Source organism: Micromonospora globbae (assembly GCF_036184225.1).
In the GTDB taxonomy this organism is placed as follows: Bacteria; Actinomycetota; Actinomycetes; order Mycobacteriales; family Micromonosporaceae; genus Micromonospora; species Micromonospora globbae.
Genome location: NZ_CP108084.1, coordinates 1541455 through 1561442, shown reverse-complemented (window position 1 = coordinate 1561442; position 19988 = coordinate 1541455). Strand labels below are relative to the sequence as shown.

At 75.6% G+C, this 19988-nt stretch carries 21 protein-coding genes; 9 read left to right on the top strand and 12 right to left on the bottom strand.

All coding sequences use genetic code 11. The features are described 5' to 3' along the window. The first annotated feature begins 87 nt into the window (after positions 1-87). Positions 88-486, top strand: a complete 399-nt coding sequence (locus tag OG994_RS06940; protein ID WP_328852576.1) for a VOC family protein — start codon at positions 88-90, stop codon at positions 484-486. A 33-nt stretch (positions 487-519) separates the two neighbouring features. Here OG994_RS06940 and OG994_RS06935 read toward each other — a convergent pair whose 3' ends face one another. After that, the gene (locus OG994_RS06935; protein ID WP_328852575.1) at positions 520-1209 is read right to left on the bottom strand and encodes a helix-turn-helix transcriptional regulator; all 690 of its coding nucleotides are present in this window, start codon (positions 1207-1209) and stop codon (positions 520-522) included. 77 nt (positions 1210-1286) lie between these two features. On the opposite strand from OG994_RS06935, the gene OG994_RS06930 reads away from it, so the two are divergent. Continuing rightward, positions 1287-2138: an arginase family protein gene (locus tag OG994_RS06930; protein WP_328852574.1), complete on the top strand. Its 852-nt coding sequence runs from the start codon at positions 1287-1289 to the stop codon at positions 2136-2138. An 18-nt stretch (positions 2139-2156) separates the two neighbouring features. Here OG994_RS06930 and OG994_RS06925 read toward each other — a convergent pair whose 3' ends face one another. The 3 genes from OG994_RS06925 to OG994_RS06915 form a co-directional block, all read right to left on the bottom strand. Continuing rightward, on the bottom strand, positions 2157-3587 hold the full coding sequence (locus OG994_RS06925; RefSeq protein ID WP_328853681.1) for a HAMP domain-containing sensor histidine kinase: 1431 nt from the start codon (positions 3585-3587) through the stop codon (positions 2157-2159). Between the two features lie 43 nt (positions 3588-3630). Next, positions 3631-4374 carry a response regulator transcription factor gene (locus OG994_RS06920; RefSeq protein ID WP_120326856.1) on the bottom strand — a complete coding sequence of 248 codons (744 nt, stop codon included), beginning with the start codon at positions 4372-4374 and terminating at the stop codon, positions 3631-3633. Positions 4375-4447: 73 nt separating this feature from the next. Further along, a complete protein-coding gene (locus tag OG994_RS06915) occupies positions 4448-4678 on the bottom strand; it encodes a hypothetical protein (RefSeq protein WP_120326855.1) in 231 nt (76 codons plus the stop codon). Positions 4679-4870: 192 nt separating this feature from the next. Between OG994_RS06915 and OG994_RS06910 the strand changes: the two genes are divergently transcribed. The 3 genes from OG994_RS06910 (at position 4871) to OG994_RS06900 (ending at position 7625) form a co-directional block, all read left to right on the top strand. Next, positions 4871-5824, top strand: a complete 954-nt coding sequence (locus OG994_RS06910) for a serine/threonine-protein kinase (RefSeq protein WP_328852573.1) — start codon at positions 4871-4873, stop codon at positions 5822-5824. A gap of 122 nt (positions 5825-5946) precedes the next feature. Continuing rightward, complete coding sequence (locus OG994_RS06905) at positions 5947-6372, top strand: OsmC family protein (protein WP_120326853.1); 426 nt, start codon at positions 5947-5949, stop codon at positions 6370-6372. A 398-nt stretch (positions 6373-6770) separates the two neighbouring features. Further along, a complete protein-coding gene (locus OG994_RS06900; RefSeq protein WP_328852572.1) occupies positions 6771-7625 on the top strand; it encodes a hypothetical protein in 855 nt (284 codons plus the stop codon). Positions 7626-7632: 7 nt separating this feature from the next. Here OG994_RS06900 and OG994_RS06895 read toward each other — a convergent pair whose 3' ends face one another. The 5 genes from OG994_RS06895 to OG994_RS06875 form a co-directional block, all read right to left on the bottom strand. Then, the gene (locus OG994_RS06895) at positions 7633-8175 is read right to left on the bottom strand and encodes an ATPase (protein ID WP_328852571.1); all 543 of its coding nucleotides are present in this window, start codon (positions 8173-8175) and stop codon (positions 7633-7635) included. 143 nt (positions 8176-8318) lie between these two features. Continuing rightward, positions 8319-8765 carry a response regulator gene (locus tag OG994_RS06890; RefSeq protein WP_120326850.1) on the bottom strand — a complete coding sequence of 149 codons (447 nt, stop codon included), beginning with the start codon at positions 8763-8765 and terminating at the stop codon, positions 8319-8321. A 67-nt stretch (positions 8766-8832) separates the two neighbouring features. Beyond that, positions 8833-9183, bottom strand: a complete 351-nt coding sequence (locus tag OG994_RS06885; RefSeq protein WP_407942570.1) for an STAS domain-containing protein — start codon at positions 9181-9183, stop codon at positions 8833-8835. Positions 9184-9250: 67 nt separating this feature from the next. Next, a complete protein-coding gene (locus OG994_RS06880) occupies positions 9251-10291 on the bottom strand; it encodes a cobalamin B12-binding domain-containing protein (RefSeq protein ID WP_328852570.1) in 1041 nt (346 codons plus the stop codon). Next, positions 10288-11850 (bottom strand): PP2C family protein-serine/threonine phosphatase, encoded by a 1563-nt coding sequence (locus OG994_RS06875; protein WP_328852569.1) that lies wholly within the window; start codon positions 11848-11850, stop codon positions 10288-10290. Before OG994_RS06875 ends, OG994_RS06880 begins: the two co-directional genes overlap by 4 nt. Before the next feature lie 355 nt (positions 11851-12205). Here OG994_RS06875 and OG994_RS06870 point away from each other — a divergent pair, with 355 nt between their 5' ends. Further along, positions 12206-12598 carry an STAS domain-containing protein gene (locus OG994_RS06870; RefSeq protein ID WP_120326847.1) on the top strand — a complete coding sequence of 131 codons (393 nt, stop codon included), beginning with the start codon at positions 12206-12208 and terminating at the stop codon, positions 12596-12598. Between the two features lie 204 nt (positions 12599-12802). Here OG994_RS06870 and OG994_RS06865 read toward each other — a convergent pair whose 3' ends face one another. Beyond that, complete coding sequence (locus OG994_RS06865; RefSeq protein WP_120326846.1) at positions 12803-13120, bottom strand: hypothetical protein; 318 nt, start codon at positions 13118-13120, stop codon at positions 12803-12805. A 201-nt stretch (positions 13121-13321) separates the two neighbouring features. On the opposite strand from OG994_RS06865, the gene OG994_RS06860 reads away from it, so the two are divergent. The 3 genes from OG994_RS06860 to OG994_RS06850 all read left to right on the top strand — a co-directional run bounded on the left by OG994_RS06860 (position 13322) and on the right by OG994_RS06850 (position 16305). Next, on the top strand, positions 13322-14302 hold the full coding sequence (locus OG994_RS06860; RefSeq protein ID WP_120326845.1) for a DUF2267 domain-containing protein: 981 nt from the start codon (positions 13322-13324) through the stop codon (positions 14300-14302). 105 nt (positions 14303-14407) lie between these two features. Then, positions 14408-15196, top strand: a complete 789-nt coding sequence (locus OG994_RS06855; protein WP_328852568.1) for a spermidine synthase — start codon at positions 14408-14410, stop codon at positions 15194-15196. 50 nt (positions 15197-15246) lie between these two features. After that, a complete protein-coding gene (locus OG994_RS06850) occupies positions 15247-16305 on the top strand; it encodes an AI-2E family transporter (RefSeq protein ID WP_120326843.1) in 1059 nt (352 codons plus the stop codon). Positions 16306-16440: 135 nt separating this feature from the next. On the opposite strand, the gene OG994_RS06845 is transcribed toward OG994_RS06850, so the two are convergent. Further along, positions 16441-17742 carry an NAD(P)/FAD-dependent oxidoreductase gene (locus OG994_RS06845; protein WP_240032790.1) on the bottom strand — a complete coding sequence of 434 codons (1302 nt, stop codon included), beginning with the start codon at positions 17740-17742 and terminating at the stop codon, positions 16441-16443. 41 nt (positions 17743-17783) lie between these two features. Then, positions 17784-19934, bottom strand: a complete 2151-nt coding sequence (locus tag OG994_RS06840) for an amylo-alpha-1,6-glucosidase (RefSeq protein ID WP_328852567.1) — start codon at positions 19932-19934, stop codon at positions 17784-17786. Positions 19935-19988 lie beyond the last annotated feature (54 nt).

Genomic DNA, 19988 nt, shown 5'->3' with positions numbered 1-19988 from the left:
CCGCCGCCGTGCGGCCACACCGGGGAGTCCGCGGCGGTCCGATTCGTTCAAGACACCCGGCGGGAGGACTTCCTAGGGTCGGGCACCATGACGCCTCGATTCGACCTGATCGGATTCGCCACCACCGACATGGCGCGGACGCTGGACTTCTACCGCCGCCTCGGCCTGGACATCCCGGCCGGTGCCGAGACCGAGCCGCACGTGGAGGTCACCCTGCCGGGTGGCCTGCGGCTCGCCTGGGACGACGTCACGATGGTGCGCTCCTTCGACCCGGACTGGACGCCGCCGACCGGCAGCCCCCGCGCCAACCTCGCCTTCCGCTGCGCCGACCCGGCCGAGGTGGACCGGTGGTACGCCGAACTGACCGACGCCGGCTACCACGGGCACCTGAAGCCGTGGGACGCCTTCTGGGGGCAGCGGTACGCGGTGCTGCACGACCCCGACGGCAACGGCGTCGACCTCTTCGCGCCCCTCCCGACCGACTGAGCCCGGCCGGCCGGCGGTCGCGCCCCGGCCGGGTCAGCCGGCGCCGAGCAGGACGGCCGGCGGCACCCCCGCGAGATCCCGCACGTCCCGGGTCAGGTGCGGCTGGTCGGCGTACCCGCAGGCGGCGGCCACCTCGGCCAGCGGCGTGCCGGACCGGGCCAGGGACAGCGCCCGGCGCATCCGCAGGATCCGGGCGAGGGTCTTCGGGCCGTACCCGAACAGGGCCCGGGACCGGCGCAGCAGGGCACGCGGGTCGAGCCCGACCTCGGCGGCGATGGCGGCCACCGGGACACCGGCCGCCGCGGCGGCCGCCACCCGGGCGCCGAGCGGATCCGGGCCGCCGGCCGCGCGGAGCCGCCGCGCGGCGAGCGCCGTCAACGTGGACGCCGGATCGGCCGCCGCCCGCTCGGCGAGCTCGGCCACCGCCCGGTCACCCCAGAGCGCCGCCAGCGGCACCCGGGTGTCCCGCAGTTCGTCGGCGGGCACGCCGAGCACGGCGGGGCCGACGCCCGGGGGCAGGCGCAACCCCACCCACCGCTCCCCGGGCGCGCTGACGCTCAGGAAGGCCGTCCGGTCGGGGCCGGCCACCCGCAGGCCGGCCCGGCTGGACCACAGCAGGTCGACGCAGCCGTCGGGAAGCACCCGGCCGGTCCGCGTGCCGCCCGGGTTGGCGCTGGTCCACAGCGTGCCGCCGGTGACACCGGCGGGACGTTCCCGGTACACGTGCCCAGCCTGCCACGGGTGGACGCGACCGGGCGAAGCGGCCACACCGCGGGCGAGGATGCCGGTACCGTGCCGGTGTGCGCTGGACCGTGGTGGACGCGCCGCTGGACTCGTCCGGCCGGGGGCGGGGCGAGCAGGAGGCGCCGGCGGCGCTGCGCCGGGCCGGCCTGCTCTCGGCGCTGCCCGCCGAGGACGGCGGCGCGGTCGACGCCCGCGTGGACGATCCCACCCGCGACCCGGAGAGCGGCCTCGTCGGCGCCGCCGCCGTCCGCCGGGCCGGCGACGCCATCGCCGCGCGGGTCGCCGACCTGCTCGCCGCCGGCCGGCGACCGCTGGTCGTGGGTGGGGACTGCGCCATCCTGCCGGGCATCTGCCGGGCCCTGCCCTTCGGGACGGACCTGTGGTTCGTGGACGCCCACCCGGATTTCTTCGACGGCGCGACCTCCGAGACCGGCGAGGGCGCCGACATGGACCTCAGCGTGGTCACCGGGCACGGTCCGGCCGCCGCCGCGGGCGTCGACGGCCCGCTGGTCGACCCGGGTCGCGTCCACCTGCTCGGGCACCGCCCGCCCACCGACGAGGCCAGCCGGGTGGAGGCGGCCCGCGTCGACCCGCGGATCCGCCAGGTGCCGGCCGCCGAGCTGCGCCGGCGCGGCCCCGGCACCGTCGGCGCGGCGCTGGCCGCCGGCGCCGGCCCCGCCTGGCTGCACCTCGACCTCGACGCGGTCGACCCGGCCGACCTTCCGGCGGTCACCTACCCGGTGCCGGGCGGGCTGCGCTGGCCCGAACTGGTCGCGCTCGTCGCGCCACTGGCCCGCGCCGAACGGCTGCTGGGGATGAGCGTGACCGACCTGAACGTCGACGAGGACCCCGACGGACGCCACACGCGGCGCGTCGTCGACGTGCTCGCCGAGGCGCTCGGCCGCTGACCACCCCACCCGTCCCGATTACGGCGAGGGGGCGGGGGACGGCAGTCGTACGGTGAACACCGTCCGGCCGGGGTGGCTGTCCACGGTGACCGTGCCGTGGTGCGCCTCCACGACGGCCGCCACGATGGACAGGCCGAGGCCCGTGCTGCCGTGCGCGCGTGAGCGGGAGCTGTCGCCGCGCGTGAACCGCTCGAAGATCTCCGCCCGCAGCGTCGGGGGCACCCCGGGACCGTCGTCGGCGACGCGGAGCACGGCCGCGTCCGGCTCGCCGCGCAGCGTGGTGGTGACCGTGGTGCCGGGTGGTGTGTGCACGCGGGCGTTGGCCAGCAGGTTGGCGACCACCTGGTGCAGGCGGGCGGCGTCACCGGTGACGGTCAGCGGCTCGTCGGGCAGGTCGAGCTGCCACCGGTGCTCCGGCCCGGCCACGTGCGCGTCGCTCACCGCGTCGACCACGAGGGCGGTGAGGTCGACCGGCTCGGCGACGAGGGGCCGGCCGGAGTCCAGCCGGGCGAGCAGGAGCAGGTCGTCGACGAGGTGGGTCATCCGGGTGCTCTCGGACTCCACCCGGCGCAGCGCGTGGGCGACGTCCGGCGGCACCTCGTCACGACCGCGTCGGGCCACCTCGGCGTACCCCCGGATGGCGGCCAGCGGGGTGCGCAGCTCGTGGCTCGCGTCGGCCACGAACTGACGGACCCGGGTCTCGCTGGCCTGCCGGGCGGCGAGCGCGGCGGCGACGTGCCCGAGCATCCGGTTGAGGGCGCCGCCCACCTGCCCCACCTCGGTCCGCGGGTCGGTGTCGGATTCGGGCACCCGTTCGGAGAGCGCCACCTCGCCCCGGTCCAGCGTCAGCTCGCTGACGCGGCCGGCGGTGGCCGCGACGCGCCGCAGCGGGCGCAGCGTGGCCCGTACGACCAGCGCGCCGGCGGTGCCGGCGACGAGCAGCCCGGCGGTGGCCACGCCGGCCTGGGCGACGATCATCCACCAGACGGTCTCCCGCACACCGGACAGCGGCAGCGCGACCACCTGGGCCCGGTCGCCGGGCCCCGCCCGGGCGACCGCCCGGTAGTCGCCCCGCTCACCCAGGTCGACGGTGCGGGGCCGGCCGTCGACGGGCAGGCGGGACAGCGCCGCGACCTCGTCGACCGGCAACGACTCCCCGCCGGGCTGGTTTCCGGTCTGGGTGAACGCGGTGGCCACCTCGCCGCCGGTGACGGTGGCGACCACCGACCCCGGCGGCAGGCCGGGTGGGATCTGCGCCCGGGCGGGATCCGGCGCCCACCGCCACGGACGTTCCGGCCCCCGCACGGCGGGAACGAGTTGGGCGTCGACCCGGTCGATCAGGACGTGCCGCAGCGCCACGGTGGTGAGCGCGCCGGTCCCCAGACAGACCAGGGCCAGCAGGGCGACCAGCGTGACGACGAGCCGGGTCCGCAGCGTCCAGCCGGACAGTCGGCGGCGCAGCGCGCCGGCGACCCGGCGCGGCAGCCCGGTGTCACTCCGCGGGCTTGAGGACATACCCCGCGCCGCGCAACGTGTGGATCATCGGCGTCCGGCCCGCGTCGATCTTCTTCCGCAGGTACGAGATGTAGAGCTCGACCACGTTGGCCTGCCCGCCGAAGTCGTAGTTCCAGACCCGGTCGAGGATCTGCGCCTTGCTCAGCACCCGGCGTGGGTTGCGCATGAGGTAACGCAGCAGCTCGAACTCGGTGGCCGTCAGTGTGACCGGCTGCCCGCCGCGGCGCACCTCGTGGCTGTCCTCGTCCAGGGTGAGGTCACCGACGGTGAGCAGCGCGTCCCGGGCGGCGACCGCGAGACCGGAGCGGCGCAGCAGCGCACGCAGCCGGGCGATCACCTCCTCCAGGCTGAACGGCTTGGTCACGTAGTCGTCCCCGCCGACGGTGAGCCCGGCGATGCGCTCCTCCACGGCGTCACGGGCGGTCAGGAAGAGCACCGGCACGGTGGGCGCGTGCTCGCGCATGCGCCGCAGCACCTGGAAGCCGTCCAGGTCGGGCAGCATCACGTCGAGCACCACGGCGTCCGGCTGGAACTGCCGGGCCGTGGCGAGCGCGCCCGTCCCGTCGTTCGCGCTGCGCACCTGCCAGCCCTCGTACCGCAGAGCCATCGAGAGCAGGTCGGTCAACGTCGGTTCGTCGTCGACCACCAGCACCCGGACCGGCTCGCCGTCGGGGCGGCGCAGTTCGATGCGGCCGTGCGCGGCCTGCCCGTCTGAGACCATGCCCCCATCGTGGGACGCTTTCCTGTGCCGCGCCCCTGTGGAACCTGTGCGCGCGCTGTGTGCCGGCCGGGAGCTACTCGGTGACCCCGATGGGGTCGGTGCGCACGTACCGCATGGTCCAGGTGCCGGTCCCGTCGGGCCGCTCGCGCTCGTACAGGTGGTCGGGGCCCCCGTCGACGGGAGCGTCCTGCCCCGGGTGCCGCATGATCCAGCGGACGGGCGGGGCACCGTCGGGGCCGGCCGGCAGGGCCCGGACCAGGTCGTGGGCCGGCCCGCCCACGAACCGTACGCGCACCTCGCTCATCGCCGCCCCCTCGCCGTGCCGGCGTCCGGCGTGACGCCGCCCCCGCGTCGGAAGCTACCGCACCCGGGTGCGACCCGCAGCGCCTCACGGTCCACCGCGCTCCGATGATCACCACGGTTTGCCCTGCTCCGGGCCCGGGTACCGCGACCGGAGGCGCCCACGGGCGGAAGGACGAGGACGAGGAGCCGGTCGATGCGGACGTTGGACGGGCGGTACCGGCTCGAACAGCGCATCGGCGTCGGCGGGATGTCCGAGGTGTGGCGCGCCCACGACGTGGTGCTGGACCGGCCGGTCGCCGTGAAGGTGATCTCCCCCGGGCAGGACGACGCGGACTCCTCGGTGGGGCGCATCCGCGCGGAGGCCCGTTCGGCGGCCCGCCTCGTGCACCCGAACGTGGCGAGCGTCCACGACTTCGGCACCTGCGGCACCCCACCCGGCCCGCGGACGCCGTACATCGTCATGGAACTCGTCGAGGGCGAGACGCTCGCCGCCCACCTGCGGACCGGTGCGCTGGACTGGCGCATCGCGGTGCGGGTCTGCGCCGAGGTCTGCGCGGCGCTGGCCGCGGCGCACGCGCACGGCATCGTCCACCGCGACGTCAAGCCGGCGAACGTCATCCTCACCCCGGCCGGGGCGAAGGTGCTCGACTTCGGCATCGCCACGCCGGCGGGCGCGCCCGACCCGACGCCGGACGGGATGGTGGTGGGCACCCCCGCGTACCTCGCCCCGGAGCAGCTGGACCGGGCGCCGGTCACGCCGGCCGTCGACCTGTACGCCCTCGGTGTGCTGCTCTACCACTGCCTCTCCGGACGGCTGCCGTACGAGGCGAGCACCGCCACGCAGCTGCTCGGGCTGCGCCGCCGGGAACCACCCCGGCCGCTGCCGGAGATCGACGGCCTGCCGCGGGAGGTGGCCGAGCTGTGCCGGCGCTGCCTGGCCGCCGCCCCGACGGAGCGGCCCAGCAGCCTCGTCGCCGCACTGCTGCTCGCCGAGGCCGTGGACGCCCGGGTGTACGTGCCGATGCCGCTGTTCACGGCACCCCGCCCACGGCGCGCGGTGGTGTCCCCGTGGAGTGAGCGGGCGGCGACGGCGGTCACCGAGGCCGTCGCGGTGCCCGAGCGCCCCGACGGGCGCCGGGAGGCCTGAGCCCGACGGGCGCCGGGAGGCCTGAGGCCGACGGGCCGGCGCACGCCCGCGGGCGGCGTCGACGCCGGTTTCACCGGTCGAGGGCCGGGTAGCCGGGCGGGTGACTGACGGGAGGAACGCCCATGTCGGACCCGAGTTCCTGGCTGCATGAGGCCGCCGCGACCGCCGAGGGCGGCCACGTACGTACCGACGACGGCGGGCTCTCCAGCTCGCTGGCGTCCCCGCTCGCGGCGCACTGCACGGGCCTGCGCCCGGAGCAGCTGCTGGCCGCGGCGTTCGCGTCCTGCCTGCACCACGCGGCCGTCGAGGCGGCCGGTCGGATCACCGACGAGGCGCACACCGTCAAGGTGCGGGCCGAGGCGAAGCTCGGGCGCGACGCCGACGGGCGCTACCGGGCCGACGTGCACGCCTCGATCGCGTCCGCCGGGCTGACCCGGCAGCAGCTGGCCGACCTGGTCGAACACGCCGACCGACTCTGGCCGTTCTCCAGCGGCGACAACAGCCGGCACCGGCTCACGGTCACGCCGGCGGAGAACGGCCGGCGCTGACGCGGCCGGGAAGACCGGCGCGGAGAACGTCCGGCGCTGACGCCGGCCGGGACCGGCGTGGTGCCCAGCCGGCGGGGTACCGGGCCGGCGTGCCGGGAGTGCCGGGTCCGGGGGACGCCGCCCGATGGGGCGTCCGTCCCACCCGGCGGGTGACCGTACGGCCGGTCGTCGTATCGGCCGTACGGCCGAGGTGCGGGACGGCGTGGGTGCGCCTGACCAAGATCACCCATCCGCCCGGCTCATCCCCCTGTTCCGGCTATATCCGCGATATCGGACAGGAGCGCTTCACCCTCTTCCTGGTCGGGTGCCCCCGATGATCCGGTAGAAGGTGGCAAATTGTGACGCATGCCACCAACCAGGCGGGTGGCTTCTGGCCGCCGACTTTTTAGCCTCGGCGGGTGCATCCCGACGACCCCTCCGAGCAGAAGCAACAGGATCCCCAGCCCACGACCCGGTCCACCGACCCGGCATCCACCGAACGGACGACTGGTCGGCACCGCGCGCCGGAACCCCCTCCGCGCCGCGGGCGGAGGCTGTTGACCTCGACGCCCGTCCGGGCCGCCCTCGCCGCCGGCGTCACCTGCTGCCTGGGTGTGGCCGCGTACGCCGGCACCCGGGACGACACCGTCGAGCGGAGGGAGCCGCTGGCGGAGGCCGTCGCCGACCGGGCGGCACTGGCCGACCAGCGGGCCTCCCGGTCGCTGGAGCGGACCGCCGCACCGACCCCCACCCCCACCAGCGCCAGCCCCAGCCCCACGCCCAGCCCGACCGCCACGAAGAAGAAGGCGCCGAAGAAGCCCCCGAAGCCGCGCAAGCCGCGGCCGGTCGCCGGGCTCACGCAGGCGCAGATGGACAACGCGAAGATCATCGTCGACGTCGGCCGCGAACTCGACGTCCCCAAGCGGGGCCTGGTCATCGCCGTGGCGACCGCCATGCAGGAGAGCAACCTCTACAACTACGCCAGCGGCGTGCTGCCCGAGTCGCAGAACTACCCCCACCAGGCCATCGGCTGGGACCACGACTCGGTCGGCCTGTTCCAGCAGCGGCCCAGCAGCGGCTGGGGCACGGTGCAGGACCTCATGCGGCCGGCGTACGCCGCGAAGGCGTTCTACCTGGCGCTGCTCGAGGTGCCCGGCTGGCAGGACATGAGCCTCACGGTCGCCGCCCAGACGGTCCAGGTCTCCGCGTTCCCCGACGCGTACGCCCAGCACGAGGAGCGGGCCACCACCGTCGTCGAGGCGCTCACCAGCTGAGCGCCGGTCAGCCCGCCCGGGCCTCGTCGCGCCCGCCGGGCGGGTCGCCCGCGCCGACGGCCGCCCCGCGGGTCGCCGGCACCCCCGACCCGGTCGTCGCGGCCGCCGCGGTCGGGGTGTCCACGGGCACCGGCTCGACGGTCACGCCGCCGAGGATCTCGTCCGCGCGCGCCTCGCGCCGGCGGCGGGCCTGCAACGCCGCCTCGAACTCCCGGCGGGCCTGCACGGCCTCGGCGTACGCCCGCTCGCGCACCTGCCGGGCCTCCTCGCGCGCCGCGTCCAGCTCGAAGCGCGCCCGGGCGAGGATCGCCGCCGCCTCCCGTTCCACCTCACCGGCGTGGCGCCCGACCACGACTGCGTCGTCCACGTCGTACCGGCGCAGCAGGCCGCAGAGCCCGGCCGCCTCCCGCCGGATCCGGTCCCACTCCCGCCCCGTCCCCGCGGTGCTCTCCGCCCACGCCGCGAGCCGGGTCAACCGGACACCCAGCTCATCGAGGCAGGAGTCGACCTGCCGCCGGTCGTAGCCGATCTCGACCACCGAGAACCTCATGCTGTCGCCCCCCAGGCAGCTGGAAACTCTTCCCCACCTGGATCCTCCGGCGCGAGGGGCGGCGGCGCGGGCGTTCGGGAGAAATGTTCAGCATCCGAGAGGCCGCCCGGCACACGGCCGGTCGCCCACCCCGGGCGTCCGGCTCAGCGGCGCCGCGGCAGCACGACGACCCGTCCGAAGAACTCGTCGATGCGGTGCACCACGTCGTTGAAGTCGTCCAGGTCGATGGGCTTGGTGACGTACGCGTTGGCCTGCAGCGTGTAGCTGCCCAGCACGTCGGTGTCGGCGTTCGAGGTGGTCAGCACGACGATCGGGATCGTCCGCAGGTCCTCGTCCTGCTTGACCTCGCCGAGCACCTGGCGACCGTCCATCCGGGGCATGTTGAGGTCGAGCAGGATGACGTCCGGCCGGACGGCGTCGCTGTGCCGGCCCTCCCGCCGGAGGAACTCCATGGCCTCCTGCCCGTCGCCGACGACGTCGATGATCTTCTCGACCTCGGAGTCCTGGAGGGCCTCCTCGATCATGAGCACGTCACCCGGGTCGTCGTCCACCACGAGGATGCGGACCGGGTTCGGGCTGTCTGCGCCCATGAGCTACCTGCCTCTGGTCGGTGGAACGGGACATCACGGTCACGTGCCGGCGGGGAAATCTAACCGATCAGGGAGCCGCTCGCGGCGCCGGGTCGCCCGCCCTCGCGTCGTAGGCGAGCACCTGGGCGACGCCGGTCAGCCGCAGCACCCGGTCGACGGCGCCGGACGCGCCGGTCAACCGCAGCCACCCGCCCTCGGCGGCGGCGCGGTGGTCACCGCGGAGGAAGGCCGCGATGCCGGTGGAGTCGCAGAACGTGAGCTCGGTGAGGTCGACCAGGAGGCGACGCTCGCCGGCGGCGGTCAGGCGGTCGACCGCCGCGTTGAACTCCTCCGCGGTGCTCATGTCGAGCTCCCCCGTGAGGCGCAGGCACGTGCCACCGCCGTCGCGCTCGGCGTACGTGACGGTGAACGGCACCATGCTCTCCTCGTCGGGGACGTTTGCAGTGGCGCAAGTATACGCAGCGGGCCCGGCAGCGCCGCCCACCTCAACGCCCGACCGGCTCGGCGGCGGACGCGAGCAGCGCCCGGCCGCCGTCGAGGAAGCCGGCCGCGCGGGGAAACTCGCGCAGCACCCCGCCGTAGTGCTCCAGCGTCGCTGCCAGCGCGGCGGCGGGCACCCCGCGGCTGGTCAGGACGGTCACCAGCCACCGCACGAACTCCGTGAAGAGGGAGCCGTCGTCCACATAGAGCGCCGCCGCCAGGAAGTCCAGGATGTGGCCGAGGTCGCTCACCGTCGCGTCGAGCCGCGCCCGGTCGTACGCCCGGGTCGCCGGCACCCGCTCCCGCAGGTCGGCCAGGGCACCGTCGACGAGTTCGGCCCGGCGCGCGACGAGCGCCGCGTACTCGTCGTCGGCCAGGTGGTCCAGACGCGCCAGCAGCAGGCGCGACAGCGCCCGCGCGTCGGCGACCAGGTCGGCCGCGGCCGGCGCGTCGGGCGCCCACAGCATGCCCAGCCGGTCTGCCCACCGGCCGTCGGCCCCGAAGCCACGCCCGCCCACCAGCACCGGGACGTCGGCGAGGCGGCACGCCTCCACCATGCGGTGGGCCTGCGGCAGCCGCACCGGCACCGCGCAGGCCAGCGCGACGGCGTGCGCGTCGTGCCGGTGCAGGTACGACACGAGGTGCGCGGCCGGGACGCTGGCCCCGAGGAACGTCACCCGCCAGCCGCGCAGCCGGAGCACCTCGGCCACGAGCCGGGGCGGCAGGGCGTGCCACTCCCCGTCCATGCAGGCCACCACGATCCGGCCGCGGGTCGGCGCGGCCCGCGTACGGCCGGCGAGCGCCGCCACCACCCGCTCGCTGACGTGGGTGGCCGCGTGCTCCTGCGCCACGCTCCACTCGTTGCGCGCCCACCGCTCCCCCACGTCCTCCTGGGCGGGCGCGACGAGGTCCAGGAGCACCCGTTCGGCCGGCACGCCGGCGTCGAGCAGGTCGACGGCGACGCCGATGGCGCCGCTCTCGTCCGCCTCGGCGAGGTGGTCCAGGTAGTCGGCGTACGCGGCGGCCGGCGTGCGGGCGGCGGTCACCGGGATCTCCCCGGCTGCCCGGCCGGGGCTGGCACCGCGTGCAGGTGCCGGCCGGGCCCCACGGCGCGGACGGCCAGCACGGCCACGTCGTCGTGGTCGCCGCGGGTCAGCCAGTCCCCGGCCACCTGCGCGATCCGCTCGGCGAGGGCGGACGCCGGCATCCGGTGGCAGCCGGTCAGGGTGTCCACGAGCCGTTGCGGCCCGAACTGCTGGTCGCCCCGGGGACCGCCGCGGGCCTCGGTGACACCGTCGCTGTAGAGCACGCACGTCTCGCCGGGCGCCAGCCGTACCGTCGCCTCCCCGATGCGCGGGTCGCCGACCACGCCGATGAGCATCCCCCGCAGCGGCACCGTCTCCACCTCACCGCCGCCGCGCAGCACCAGCGGCGGCAGGTGCCCCCCGCCGGCCATGGTGAGCGTGAGGCCCCCGTCGCGGCACGGCCGCGCCACCCCGAGCACCAGCGTCGCGAAGCGGCCCTGGCCGTGCGCCTGGACGGTCTCCAGCAGGGTGTCGTTCAACAGGGCGAGCAGCGGGCCCGGCCGCGACTCCACCCGGTGCAGCGCGTGCAGGCACTGCCGTAGCTGGCCGGTGAACACGGCGGCCTCCACGCCCTTGCCCGACACGTCGCCGAGGAAGAAGAGCGCGCCCCCGTCGGCGAGCGGGTGCGCGCCGTAGAAGTCGCCGCCGATGCGGAGCCCGGCCTGCGCCGGCCGGTACGCCGTACCCCACTGGATGCCCGGGACGCCGGGCGGCTCCACCGGCAGCAGGCTGCTCTGGAGGGTCTCGGCGACCTCGGCCTGGTCGCGGTAGAGCGCGGCGGCGGTCAGCGCGGCACCCGCCCGGGCGGCGAACGCGTCCAGCAGCTCGGTCCCGTCCTCGTCGGGCGACCCGCCGGGCGGTGGGGTGACGAGCAGGACGCCGGCCGGGGTGTCGACGCCGGGCAGCGGCACGAGCCGCGCGTGGGTGCCACCGGGGGCGGCACCGGGCAGCCAGCCGGCGCCCGTCGCCTGCTCCGACGGCCAGTCCACCGCGTGCGCTCGCACGCCGCCGAGCGCGTCGGCGACGGCCTGCGGCAGGTCACCGGCGGCCAGCACGCCGCCGTCCACCGCCGGGGCCTCGTCGCCGGACCGCCCGGCGCGCCACCAGCGCACCCGGCCGGCCCGGGGTGCGAGCACCAGCACCGCCGCGTCGGCCAGGACGGGCACGGCCAGCCGGACCACCGCCGCGGCGGCCCGGTCGGGGTGGAGCAGGCTGCCGAGCGTCGTGCCGACACCGGCCAGGAACGACGCGCGGGCGCGCTCGGCGAGCAGGGCGTCGGCGCGGTCGACGTGGTCCGTGACGTCCTCGACGTACCAGCAGCAGCGTCCGTCGGACAGCGCGACCCGGCGGGCGGTCAGCCGGCGCGACCGGTGCCCGAAACCGGCCGGGTCCGTGGTGATTGCCGGCACGCCGGCCGCGAGGGGCGTACCGGGGACGAGTTCGGGCAGCAGGCGTGCGGCCACCGGGTTGACGTGCCGCACGACGCCGCCGGCGTCGCACACGACGAGGCCCTCGCGCACATGCGGGACCACCTCGGACCAGTCGGGGGCCACGGGCGGACGGCCACCGCCGGGTTGGGAGGGAACGCCCGTGGCGGAGGGAGCGCCGGACGCTCGGGCGCCGCCCCGGCGCGTGCTCCGCCCGTCGCCCGGATCCCCGTTCCTGACGTCGGCAACAGCCACCGGGTGAGCCCCACTCCTCGTCGTCCCGCAGGTCACGGGACCGGGCTCCAGGGTCGGATCCCTGCACCCACCCTACGCCCGACCGCGTCGCCACCCCACGCGCTGGTGAACCCGCCGGTCGGCGCCGGGCGGGCCGCGCCTCCGGTTGTTACGATCCCCCCGACCCGGGCCGACCGGCGGGCTGTGGAAAGGCGTGACCGTGCTGTCCCACGGGCGGACATCCGAGACGACCCCGCTCCGCCTGTCCGTCGACCGCTCGGACCCGGCGGCGCCGCTCGTCCGGGTGGCCGGCGACCTGGCGTACGCGACGGCGGCACCGCTCCGCGAGGAGATCGACCGGCTGCTCGCCACGGCCCCGCCGGTCGTGGCCCTGGACTTCGCCGACCTGCTCTTCATCGACAGCACGGGCCTCGCCGTGATCGTGCACGCGTGGCGCGAGGGCGAGGACCGGGGCACCGCGCTCGAGCTGCGGCAGGTCCCCCGCTTCCTCCGCGCGATCCTCGACATGACCGGGGTGACCGGCCTGCTCGCCCGCCCGTCGCCGCCGGTCCGCCCGGAGACCGCCCGGCCCACGCCGAGCGCCTGACCGTACGGGGTCGCCGCCAGGACGGGGTCCCGTACCGGCGATCCGCCCGGCCGGTGACCGTCGGCGCGCCCGTGCCCGGACGTCGCCGATCGTGTCGCCGGGCCTGCGGATGAGCCCCGGCGCGGGCCGCCCCGATGTGGGGCGGCCCGGCGCGCGGGGTGGCCCCCGACCCTGGGACCGGGGGTCAGGGGCCCGGAGGATGGTCTAGGTGGCCGTCACCGGCTGGAGCCGTGGCCCGTCGCCGCGCTGCTCGCCCGCCGAGGGCGGTGGCTCCGCGTCCTCGGGAGGGCCGGTGTCCGGCGTCTGGAACAGGTACCGGACGAACTCCCCACCGGCCTCGTTGTCGTCCGCACCGGGCCACTGGCCGATGCAGTCGACGCCGATGACCTCCCGGCCCGTGCCGTCGGCCTCCTCCAGCAGGGCCCACAGGCTCACCGGGTAGCAGCGGGTGGTTCCGGGTGAGATCCGCCAGCGGGCGTACCAGCCCGGCCGTGCCGGGACGATCTCGACGATCCGCTTCATGACGACCTTCCCTTCCGCGTACCTCGGAAGAACTCCGGTCCTGATCCGATCCTGTGGCCGGGACGGGTGAGCGTCCCTCACCCCCGGCGGATGAAGCCGCCGCCGAGGCGGCCCGCGCCGGGCCCCCGGCGTCCGTTTCGTGGTCGGCGACGCCGGGAAGGCGACCGGCGGAACCACGATCCCCAGCGGAAGGGGTGCCAGATGCGCAAGCAGATGGAGGGCGACAACCAACGTCGCCGGGCGCTCGCCCGGCAGGCTCGGGAGCGGGGCCGGCAGCCGAGCGAGACGGGCGCCAGCCTGAGCGCTTCCAAGCAGCTCACCCACCTCGACCGGGCCAAGCGCGCCGGACCGCCGCCGGCGGGCAGCCGGCACAAACCGGACGCCACGCGCGGCGGGCCGGCCCCGCCGCCGGCCGGCGCGCCGGAGAACCCCCGGCCGCGGGCGGCGCCGGACGTGAACGCGGGCGGCACGACGACCGTGGGCTACCACGACCTCGTCGACGGCGTCCGCCGCCGCGCCGGCGTCGACTTCCGCACGGCCAAGGTCGGAGCCGAGGCCACGGTGCTGGTGCTGGCCTTCGCCCTGGACGAGGCCGAACGGCAGCGCCTGCTCGCCGCCGTGCCGAGGTCCCTGCACGACGTGCTCCCGGTGGGCGGCATCCCGCGCCGCCGCGACCTGCCCGGCTTCCTCGCCGAGGTGGGGCGGATCAGCGGCAACAGCCCGGAGCAGGCCCGGTACCAGGCCCAGGCGACGCTGGCCGCGCTCGCCGACGCCGACGGCGACCTCGTCGAGTCGCTGCACGTGCCGGACAGCCTGCGGGAGCTCCTGGAACCGCCGCCGGCCGGCGGCGGCGTGGTCGGGGCCGACACCTCGACGCCGCCGCTCAGCGAGGCGGACCGCGCCGCGGCGCTGGCCGACCTGCCGTACTGGTCCGGTGACGGCGGCGCGCTGCACCGGGTGGTGGCGCTGCCCGCGGACAACCTCGACCGCGTGCTGGACCGCCTCGAACGGCTGCGGCAGGAGACCGGACGGGCGCCGACGATCTCCCGACCCGGTCCGACGGCGGCCGTGCTGACCGTCCGGTCCCGGCAGGCCGGCGCGGTGACCGCCGCCGACGTGGATCTCGCCCGGAGCATCGACGCCGCCATCGACGAGGCGGGCGCCGGGATCAACGCCGGCTGACGGCGGGACCGGCGGGCCGACGCGGCCCGCCGGTCACCCCCGGGCCCGCCGTGGGGCCGGAGCCCCCGGCGGGCCGCCGGCGCGGGATCGGCTAGCGTGCCGGGCATGGACCACGCGGCCGACCGGCTGGAGCTGGTCGCCGACCCGGTACGGCGCACCGGTCGTCTCCTGCTCGCCGCCGGGGTCGAGCAGTCGTACGTCGACGTCGCCGACCCCCGCTACCTGCACTTCGAGTACGTCCGCCGGATGGCCGCCGTGGCCGACGCCGCCGCACCCCGGGGCGCGGCCCTGTCCGTGCTGCACCTGGGCGGCGGCGCGCTCACTCTCCCCCGGTACCTGGCCGCCACCCGGCCTGGGTCGCGCCAGCTGGTGATCGAGCGCGAGCCCGCGGTGGTGGAGCTCGTCACCCGCAAACTGCCGCCGCTGCCGCCCGACGTGCGCATCCAGGTCGGCGACGCCCGCGACGCGGTCGCTGACGCCCCGCCGGCCACGTACGACCTCGTGCTCGCCGACATCTACCGCGCGGCGCGGATGCCGCGGCACGTGCGGACGGTGGAGTTCGCCGCCGAGGTGGCCGCGACCCTGCGACCCGATGGCATCTACCTGGTCAACCTCACCGACCTGCCGCCCCTGGTGGCGACCCGGGTGCAGGTCGCCACGCTGCGCGAGGTGTTCGCCGACATCTGCCTGCTCGCCGACCGGCGGATGCTGCGCGGCCGGCGGTACGGCAACCTCGTGCTCGCCGCCGCTCCGACGCCCGGCCGGCTGCCGGTGGCGCGGCTGGTCACTGCGGCGGTCCGGGACCCACTGCCCGGTGTCGTGCTGCACGGCACGGCCCTGGACACGTTCGTGGCCGGCACCCTGCCCACCACGGACGCGGACACCCGCGACTGAACCTCGCCCCCAGCGGGTTTCCGGGCGTCCCGCCCGGGTAGCCGCGCCGGATGAACGACGCCGACGACGACCGGAGGACCGCCCGCCGGGCGTTGATCGTCATCGGGCTGCTGCTGGCCACCGTGCTCGCGCTGGGGCTGGTCTACGCCACCCGCCGGGTGCTGATCTGGGGCCTGGTCGCGGCGTTCTTCGCGGTGGCGCTCAAACCCCTGGTCGACCGGCTGCAACGGCGGCTGGTCCACCGGCGCGCCCTGGCCACGCTGCTGGTCTTCGTGGTCGCCTTCGTCGTGCTCGCCGCGCTCGCCGCGCTGATCGTCGTCCCGCTCGTCGACGACGTCACCCGGTTCGCCCAGCGCGCCCCCGAGATGCTGCGGGAGGCCCGGGCGGGCCAGGGCCCGGTGGGACGGCTGCTGGACCGCGTCGGCGCCCGGAACTTCCTGGCCGGCCATTCCGACGAGATCGCCCGGTACGCCGAGCGGCTGCGCCAGCCCGCGGTCGGCGTCCTGCGGAGCGTGGCGGAGGGCGTCATCGGCCTCATCACCGTCATCGTGCTGTCGTACCTCATGGTGCTGGAGGCCCCCCGGATCACCGGGTCGGTGATGGCGGCGGCCGGAGAGGCGCGGGCCGCCCGGTGGCAGCGGATCGGTCGGGAGGTCTCCCGCACGGTCAACGGCTACCTCACCGGCAACCTGCTCATCAGCCTGATCTGCGGGCTGCTGACGTTCCTGGTGCTGCTGCTGACCGGCGTGCCGTTCGCCGCGGTGATCGCCCTGCTGGTGGCCATCGCCGACCTGATCCCGCTCGTGGGCGCCACGCTCGGCACCATCATCGCGGCCCTGGCGGCGTTCGTGCACTCCCCCACCGCCGGCATCGTCGTGCTGGTCTTCTTCGTGATCTACCAACAGGTGGAGAACCACCTGCTGTGGCCGGTCATCCTGTCCCGCGCGGTCCGGTTGAACCCGCTGACCGTGCTGGTCAGCCTGCTGCTCGCCGCGGAACTCGCCGGCCTGGTGGGCGCCCTGCTGGCGATCCCCGCCGCCGGCATCGTGCAGGTCCTGCTCCGCGAGTACGCCCCGTTCCGTCGCCCACCGCCACCGCCGGCCGGCTGACGGCGGCCGGACCGGGGCCCGGGGGCGGACGTCCCGACGGCCGCCGGCTGCTGACCGGCGCCGGGGGCGGCGGACGCCTGGCGGCCGGCGGACGCGACGGGAGTGGCCGCCGGAACGGCCACTCCCCTCAGAACGTCAGCGGACGCGGACGGGCATCTCCGGCGCGGCGCTCTCCAGCGGCACGGCGTTCGCCGGCACCAGCCCGAGCTGCACCGCCGGCCGGGGCAGCGTCGCGTCGAGCAGCCAGTCGGCGCTGATCCGGGTCCGGTTGGCCGGCATGGCCAGCAGGTGGTAGCCCCGGGTGACCGCCTTCGCCGGCAGCCCCGCCATGTTGAGCTTCAACGGGTTGGCCGCCGCGTCCTTGCCGCCGAGGTCGACCACCCAACCGAGGTCGTGGTGCCGGTACGGCCGGCGGCGGCCGTGGCCGTACGACGCCGCGATGTTGTGGGCCGCGAGCTTCCCCTGGCGCTGCGCGTGCTGTGCGGTCATCGCGCAGATCTGACCGGGCCGCGTCAGGTCGGGCACGGCCGCCGCGTCGCCACAGGCGAACACCTCCGGGAACCCGGGGACGTTCAGGTACTCGTCGACGACGAGCCGTCCCCGCTCGGTCCGCAGGCCCAGTTCCTCGACGAACGGGTCGGGGCGCACACCGACGCACCAGACCAGCGAACAGGTCGGCACGTACTCGCCGTCGGTGAGCTTCACCCCGTCGGCGGTCGCCTCGGCCACGGAGGTGCCCATCCGCACGTCGACGCCGCGCCGCTGGAGGACCCGCTGTGCGGTCTCCGACATCCGCTTGTCGAGTTCGGGCAGCACGCGCGGCGCGATGTCGAGCAGCATCCACCGTGGGCGGACGGTCAGCCGCGGCCGTTGGGCGTGCAGCGCGTCGGTGAAGAGCTGACCGTGGGCGGCCACCTCGGTGCCGGTGTAGCCGGCGCCCACCACCACGAACGTGGCGCGCGCCTGCTGCTCGGCCGGGTCCTCGGCCTGCTCGGCAAGCTCGATCTGCCGCACCACGTGGTCGTGCAGGTAGAGCGCCTCGGGCAGGCCGCGGAACCCGTGGGCGTACTCGGTCACGCCGGGGATCGGCAGAAGCTTGTTGACGCTGCCGACGGCGAGCACCAGCCGGTCGTACGCGAGGCGGTTGCGGTCCCCCTCCGGCTGGGTGAAGCCCACCCACCGGTTCTGCAGGTCCACCTCGTCGGCCTCGCCGATGACCACCCGTACGCCTCGCAGCGTGCCGGCGAGCGGCACCGCGATCCGGGTGGGCTCCACCACCCCGGCCGCCACCTCGGGCAGCAGCGGCAGGTAGAGGAAGTAGTCGGTCGAGTTGAGCACCACGATCTCGGCCCGGTCGCCGGCCAGCCGGCTCAACGTCTTCGCCGCGTGGTAACCGGCGAACCCGGCCCCCACGATCACCACACGAGGCTTCGTCATTCCGCCCCGGTTCCCGGGCAGCGGCCGGACAAACGTGCGCCTCAGCCGGAGGCGAGCCGGACATGCCCGCTGGTGTCGACCGCCTCGATCTCCCACAGCTTGCCGAAGGCCCGGATCCGGTCGGCGGTGATCCGGCCCAGCTCGGCCGGAATGTCCGGGTCGACGACCAGCTTTCCGTCGACGGGCTCGATCCCCACCATCGACCGGACCAGCGCCAGCGGGGTGCCGGTGGCCCAGGCCTGCGGGCTGCACGCCGTCGGGTATGGCACCGGGAAGATGATCCGCTCCCGCTGGAACCCGGTCAGCGCCTCCGGCAGCCGGTAGTCGAAGTGCTCGGCGGCCTCCAGCAGCGCCAAACTGATCCGGTTCGCCTCGGTGCGGTAGCCGTAGCGGGTCAGACCGAGCACCGCGATGGAGTTGTCGTGCGGCCAGACCGTGCCCAGGTGATAGCCGATGGCGTTGTACCGCCGCTCGGCGCGGGACAGGGTGCGGATGCCCCACCCGGAGAACATGTCCTCCGCCATGAGCTGCCGTACCACGGTGTCGGCCCGCTCCCGCGGCACGATCCCGCTCCACAGCAGGTGCCCCATGTTCGAGGTGATGGAGTCGATCGGGGTCTTGTCGCCGTCCAGGCCGACGGCGTAGTAGCCGCCCCGCTCCTCGATCCAGAAGTCCCGGTTGAACCGCTGGTAGAGGGCGGCCGCGTCGGCGCGCAACCGCCGGGCGAGCCCCGGGTCGGCGAGCGGCCCGTCGGCCAGTTCGGCCAGACGCAGCTTCGCGTCGTACGTGTAGCCCTGGAGGTCGCTGGTGGCGATCGGGAGCACGGGGATCCGCCCGTCGGCGAAGCAGACGCCGTCCGGGGAGTCGCGCCAGCACTGGTTGCCCAGCCCTTCCGGGGACCGGGTGGCGTACTCCACGTAGCCGTCCCCGTCCCGGTCGCCGTAGTTGTCGATCCAGTGCAACGCCGCGATCGCGTTGTCCCGCAGGAACTGGACCGTCTCCTCGTCGTGGGTCCAGCGCCAGTACTCGGAGAGCAGGATCAGCCAGAGCTGGGTGGCGTCGGCGGTGCCGTAGTACGGCGTGTAGGGCTTCACCCCGGTCCGGGTCAACTCGCCGCTGCGCACCTCGTGCAGGATCTTGCCGGGCTCCTCGTCGGTGAAGTCGTCGCAGCGCCGACCCTGGAGGCGGGCCAGCGCGAGCAGGGCGCCGTGAGCCAGCATCGGCCCGCCCACGAGCGTCTGGTACGCGGTGATCAGCGTGTCCCGGCCGAAGACGGTGAGGAACCAGGGCAGCCCGGCGCCGGGCAGCAGGATGCGCTGCCCCTTCACCTCCAGGTCCAGCCGCAGGGCCGCGAGGTCGTCCCGTGACTGCCGGACGGTGCGCTCCAGCCCCTGATGGTCACTGCGCAGGACGGCCCGCTCCTCCGCCCAGCGGCGCAGCGGATCCTCGACCCGCCGGTGGAAGACGTCGGCGATGTCCCCCCGGATCGGTTCCACCACGCCCATCCCCGGTGGAAGGGGCACGTGCAGGTCCACCTCCCACTCCTGGCGTGAGGACAGCTCGATCTCCCAGACCAGCTGGTCGCCCTCGACCCGGTCGGCGGGCACGGAGGAGCGGACCCGGGTCTCGGCGGAGAACCCGTCGGCGGCGTAGGAGAAGCAGAGCCCCGCGCCGTCCGGACAGTGGTCGCGGGTGATCTGCGCCGAGCGGTCCCGGACCCCCGACTTCACCTCGAACAGGTCGGCGAAGTCGGCGTTCACGGCGAGCCGCAGCTCGAAGCGGACCTGCTCCGGCCGGAACGACACCAGGCTCACCCGCTCGTGAAAGCCGTCGGCCACGTAGCGTTGCCGGCGGATGCCCAGGCTGTCCGCGGGCAGGCCGCACGCCTCGGGGACGGTGAGCACGTACTCCGCCGCGTAGTGCTCGAGCGTCCCCGCGCGCAGCGCCAGCAACCGCGAGCCGTTGATCGAGAGCACCCACTCGCTGACCAGCCGGGTGTCCAGGTGCACGAGGCCGCCGATGCTTCCGGGTGGCACGTCCCCGCACCGGTCGGCGTACATGAAGGTGGGGCCGCTCAGGACCGCCATCGAGTCGGGTCCGAGCTCCGGCGGCAGGGCCCGCTGGTCACCGGCCTCCCGGGCGGCGACCAGTCCCGGCGTGGGATCCGCGGGCGTCGGGCGTACGGAGGTCATGCCCTCACCGTAGGAAGGCGCCGGTCCGGGAGTCATCACCCGACCCGGGTGAAA

What these genes read in the sequence shown, in the direction of transcription:
- OG994_RS06920 (WP_120326856.1), bottom strand. Translation starts at nt 4,374, where the DNA reads ATGGTCTCAGACGGGCAGGCCGCGCACGGCCGCATCGAACTGCGCCGC.
- OG994_RS06865 (WP_120326846.1), bottom strand. Translation starts at nt 13,120, where the DNA reads ATGAAGCGGATCGTCGAGATCGTCCCGGCACGGCCGGGCTGGTACGCC.
- OG994_RS06845 (WP_240032790.1), bottom strand. Translation starts at nt 17,742, where the DNA reads ATGACGAAGCCTCGTGTGGTGATCGTGGGGGCCGGGTTCGCCGGTTAC.
- OG994_RS06860 (WP_120326845.1), top strand. Translation starts at nt 13,322, where the DNA reads ATGCGCAAGCAGATGGAGGGCGACAACCAACGTCGCCGGGCGCTCGCC.
- OG994_RS06885 (WP_407942570.1), bottom strand. Translation starts at nt 9,183, where the DNA reads ATGGTGCCGTTCACCGTCACGTACGCCGAGCGCGACGGCGGTGGCACG.
- OG994_RS06915 (WP_120326855.1), bottom strand. Translation starts at nt 4,678, where the DNA reads ATGAGCGAGGTGCGCGTACGGTTCGTGGGCGGGCCGGCCCACGACCTG.
- OG994_RS06940 (WP_328852576.1), top strand. Translation starts at nt 88, where the DNA reads ATGACGCCTCGATTCGACCTGATCGGATTCGCCACCACCGACATGGCG.
- OG994_RS06850 (WP_120326843.1), top strand. Translation starts at nt 15,247, where the DNA reads ATGAACGACGCCGACGACGACCGGAGGACCGCCCGCCGGGCGTTGATC.
- OG994_RS06895 (WP_328852571.1), bottom strand. Translation starts at nt 8,175, where the DNA reads ATGAGGTTCTCGGTGGTCGAGATCGGCTACGACCGGCGGCAGGTCGAC.
- OG994_RS06855 (WP_328852568.1), top strand. Translation starts at nt 14,408, where the DNA reads ATGGACCACGCGGCCGACCGGCTGGAGCTGGTCGCCGACCCGGTACGG.
- OG994_RS06910 (WP_328852573.1), top strand. Translation starts at nt 4,871, where the DNA reads ATGCGGACGTTGGACGGGCGGTACCGGCTCGAACAGCGCATCGGCGTC.
- OG994_RS06840 (WP_328852567.1), bottom strand. Translation starts at nt 19,934, where the DNA reads ATGACCTCCGTACGCCCGACGCCCGCGGATCCCACGCCGGGACTGGTC.
- OG994_RS06890 (WP_120326850.1), bottom strand. Translation starts at nt 8,765, where the DNA reads ATGGGCGCAGACAGCCCGAACCCGGTCCGCATCCTCGTGGTGGACGAC.
- OG994_RS06905 (WP_120326853.1), top strand. Translation starts at nt 5,947, where the DNA reads ATGTCGGACCCGAGTTCCTGGCTGCATGAGGCCGCCGCGACCGCCGAG.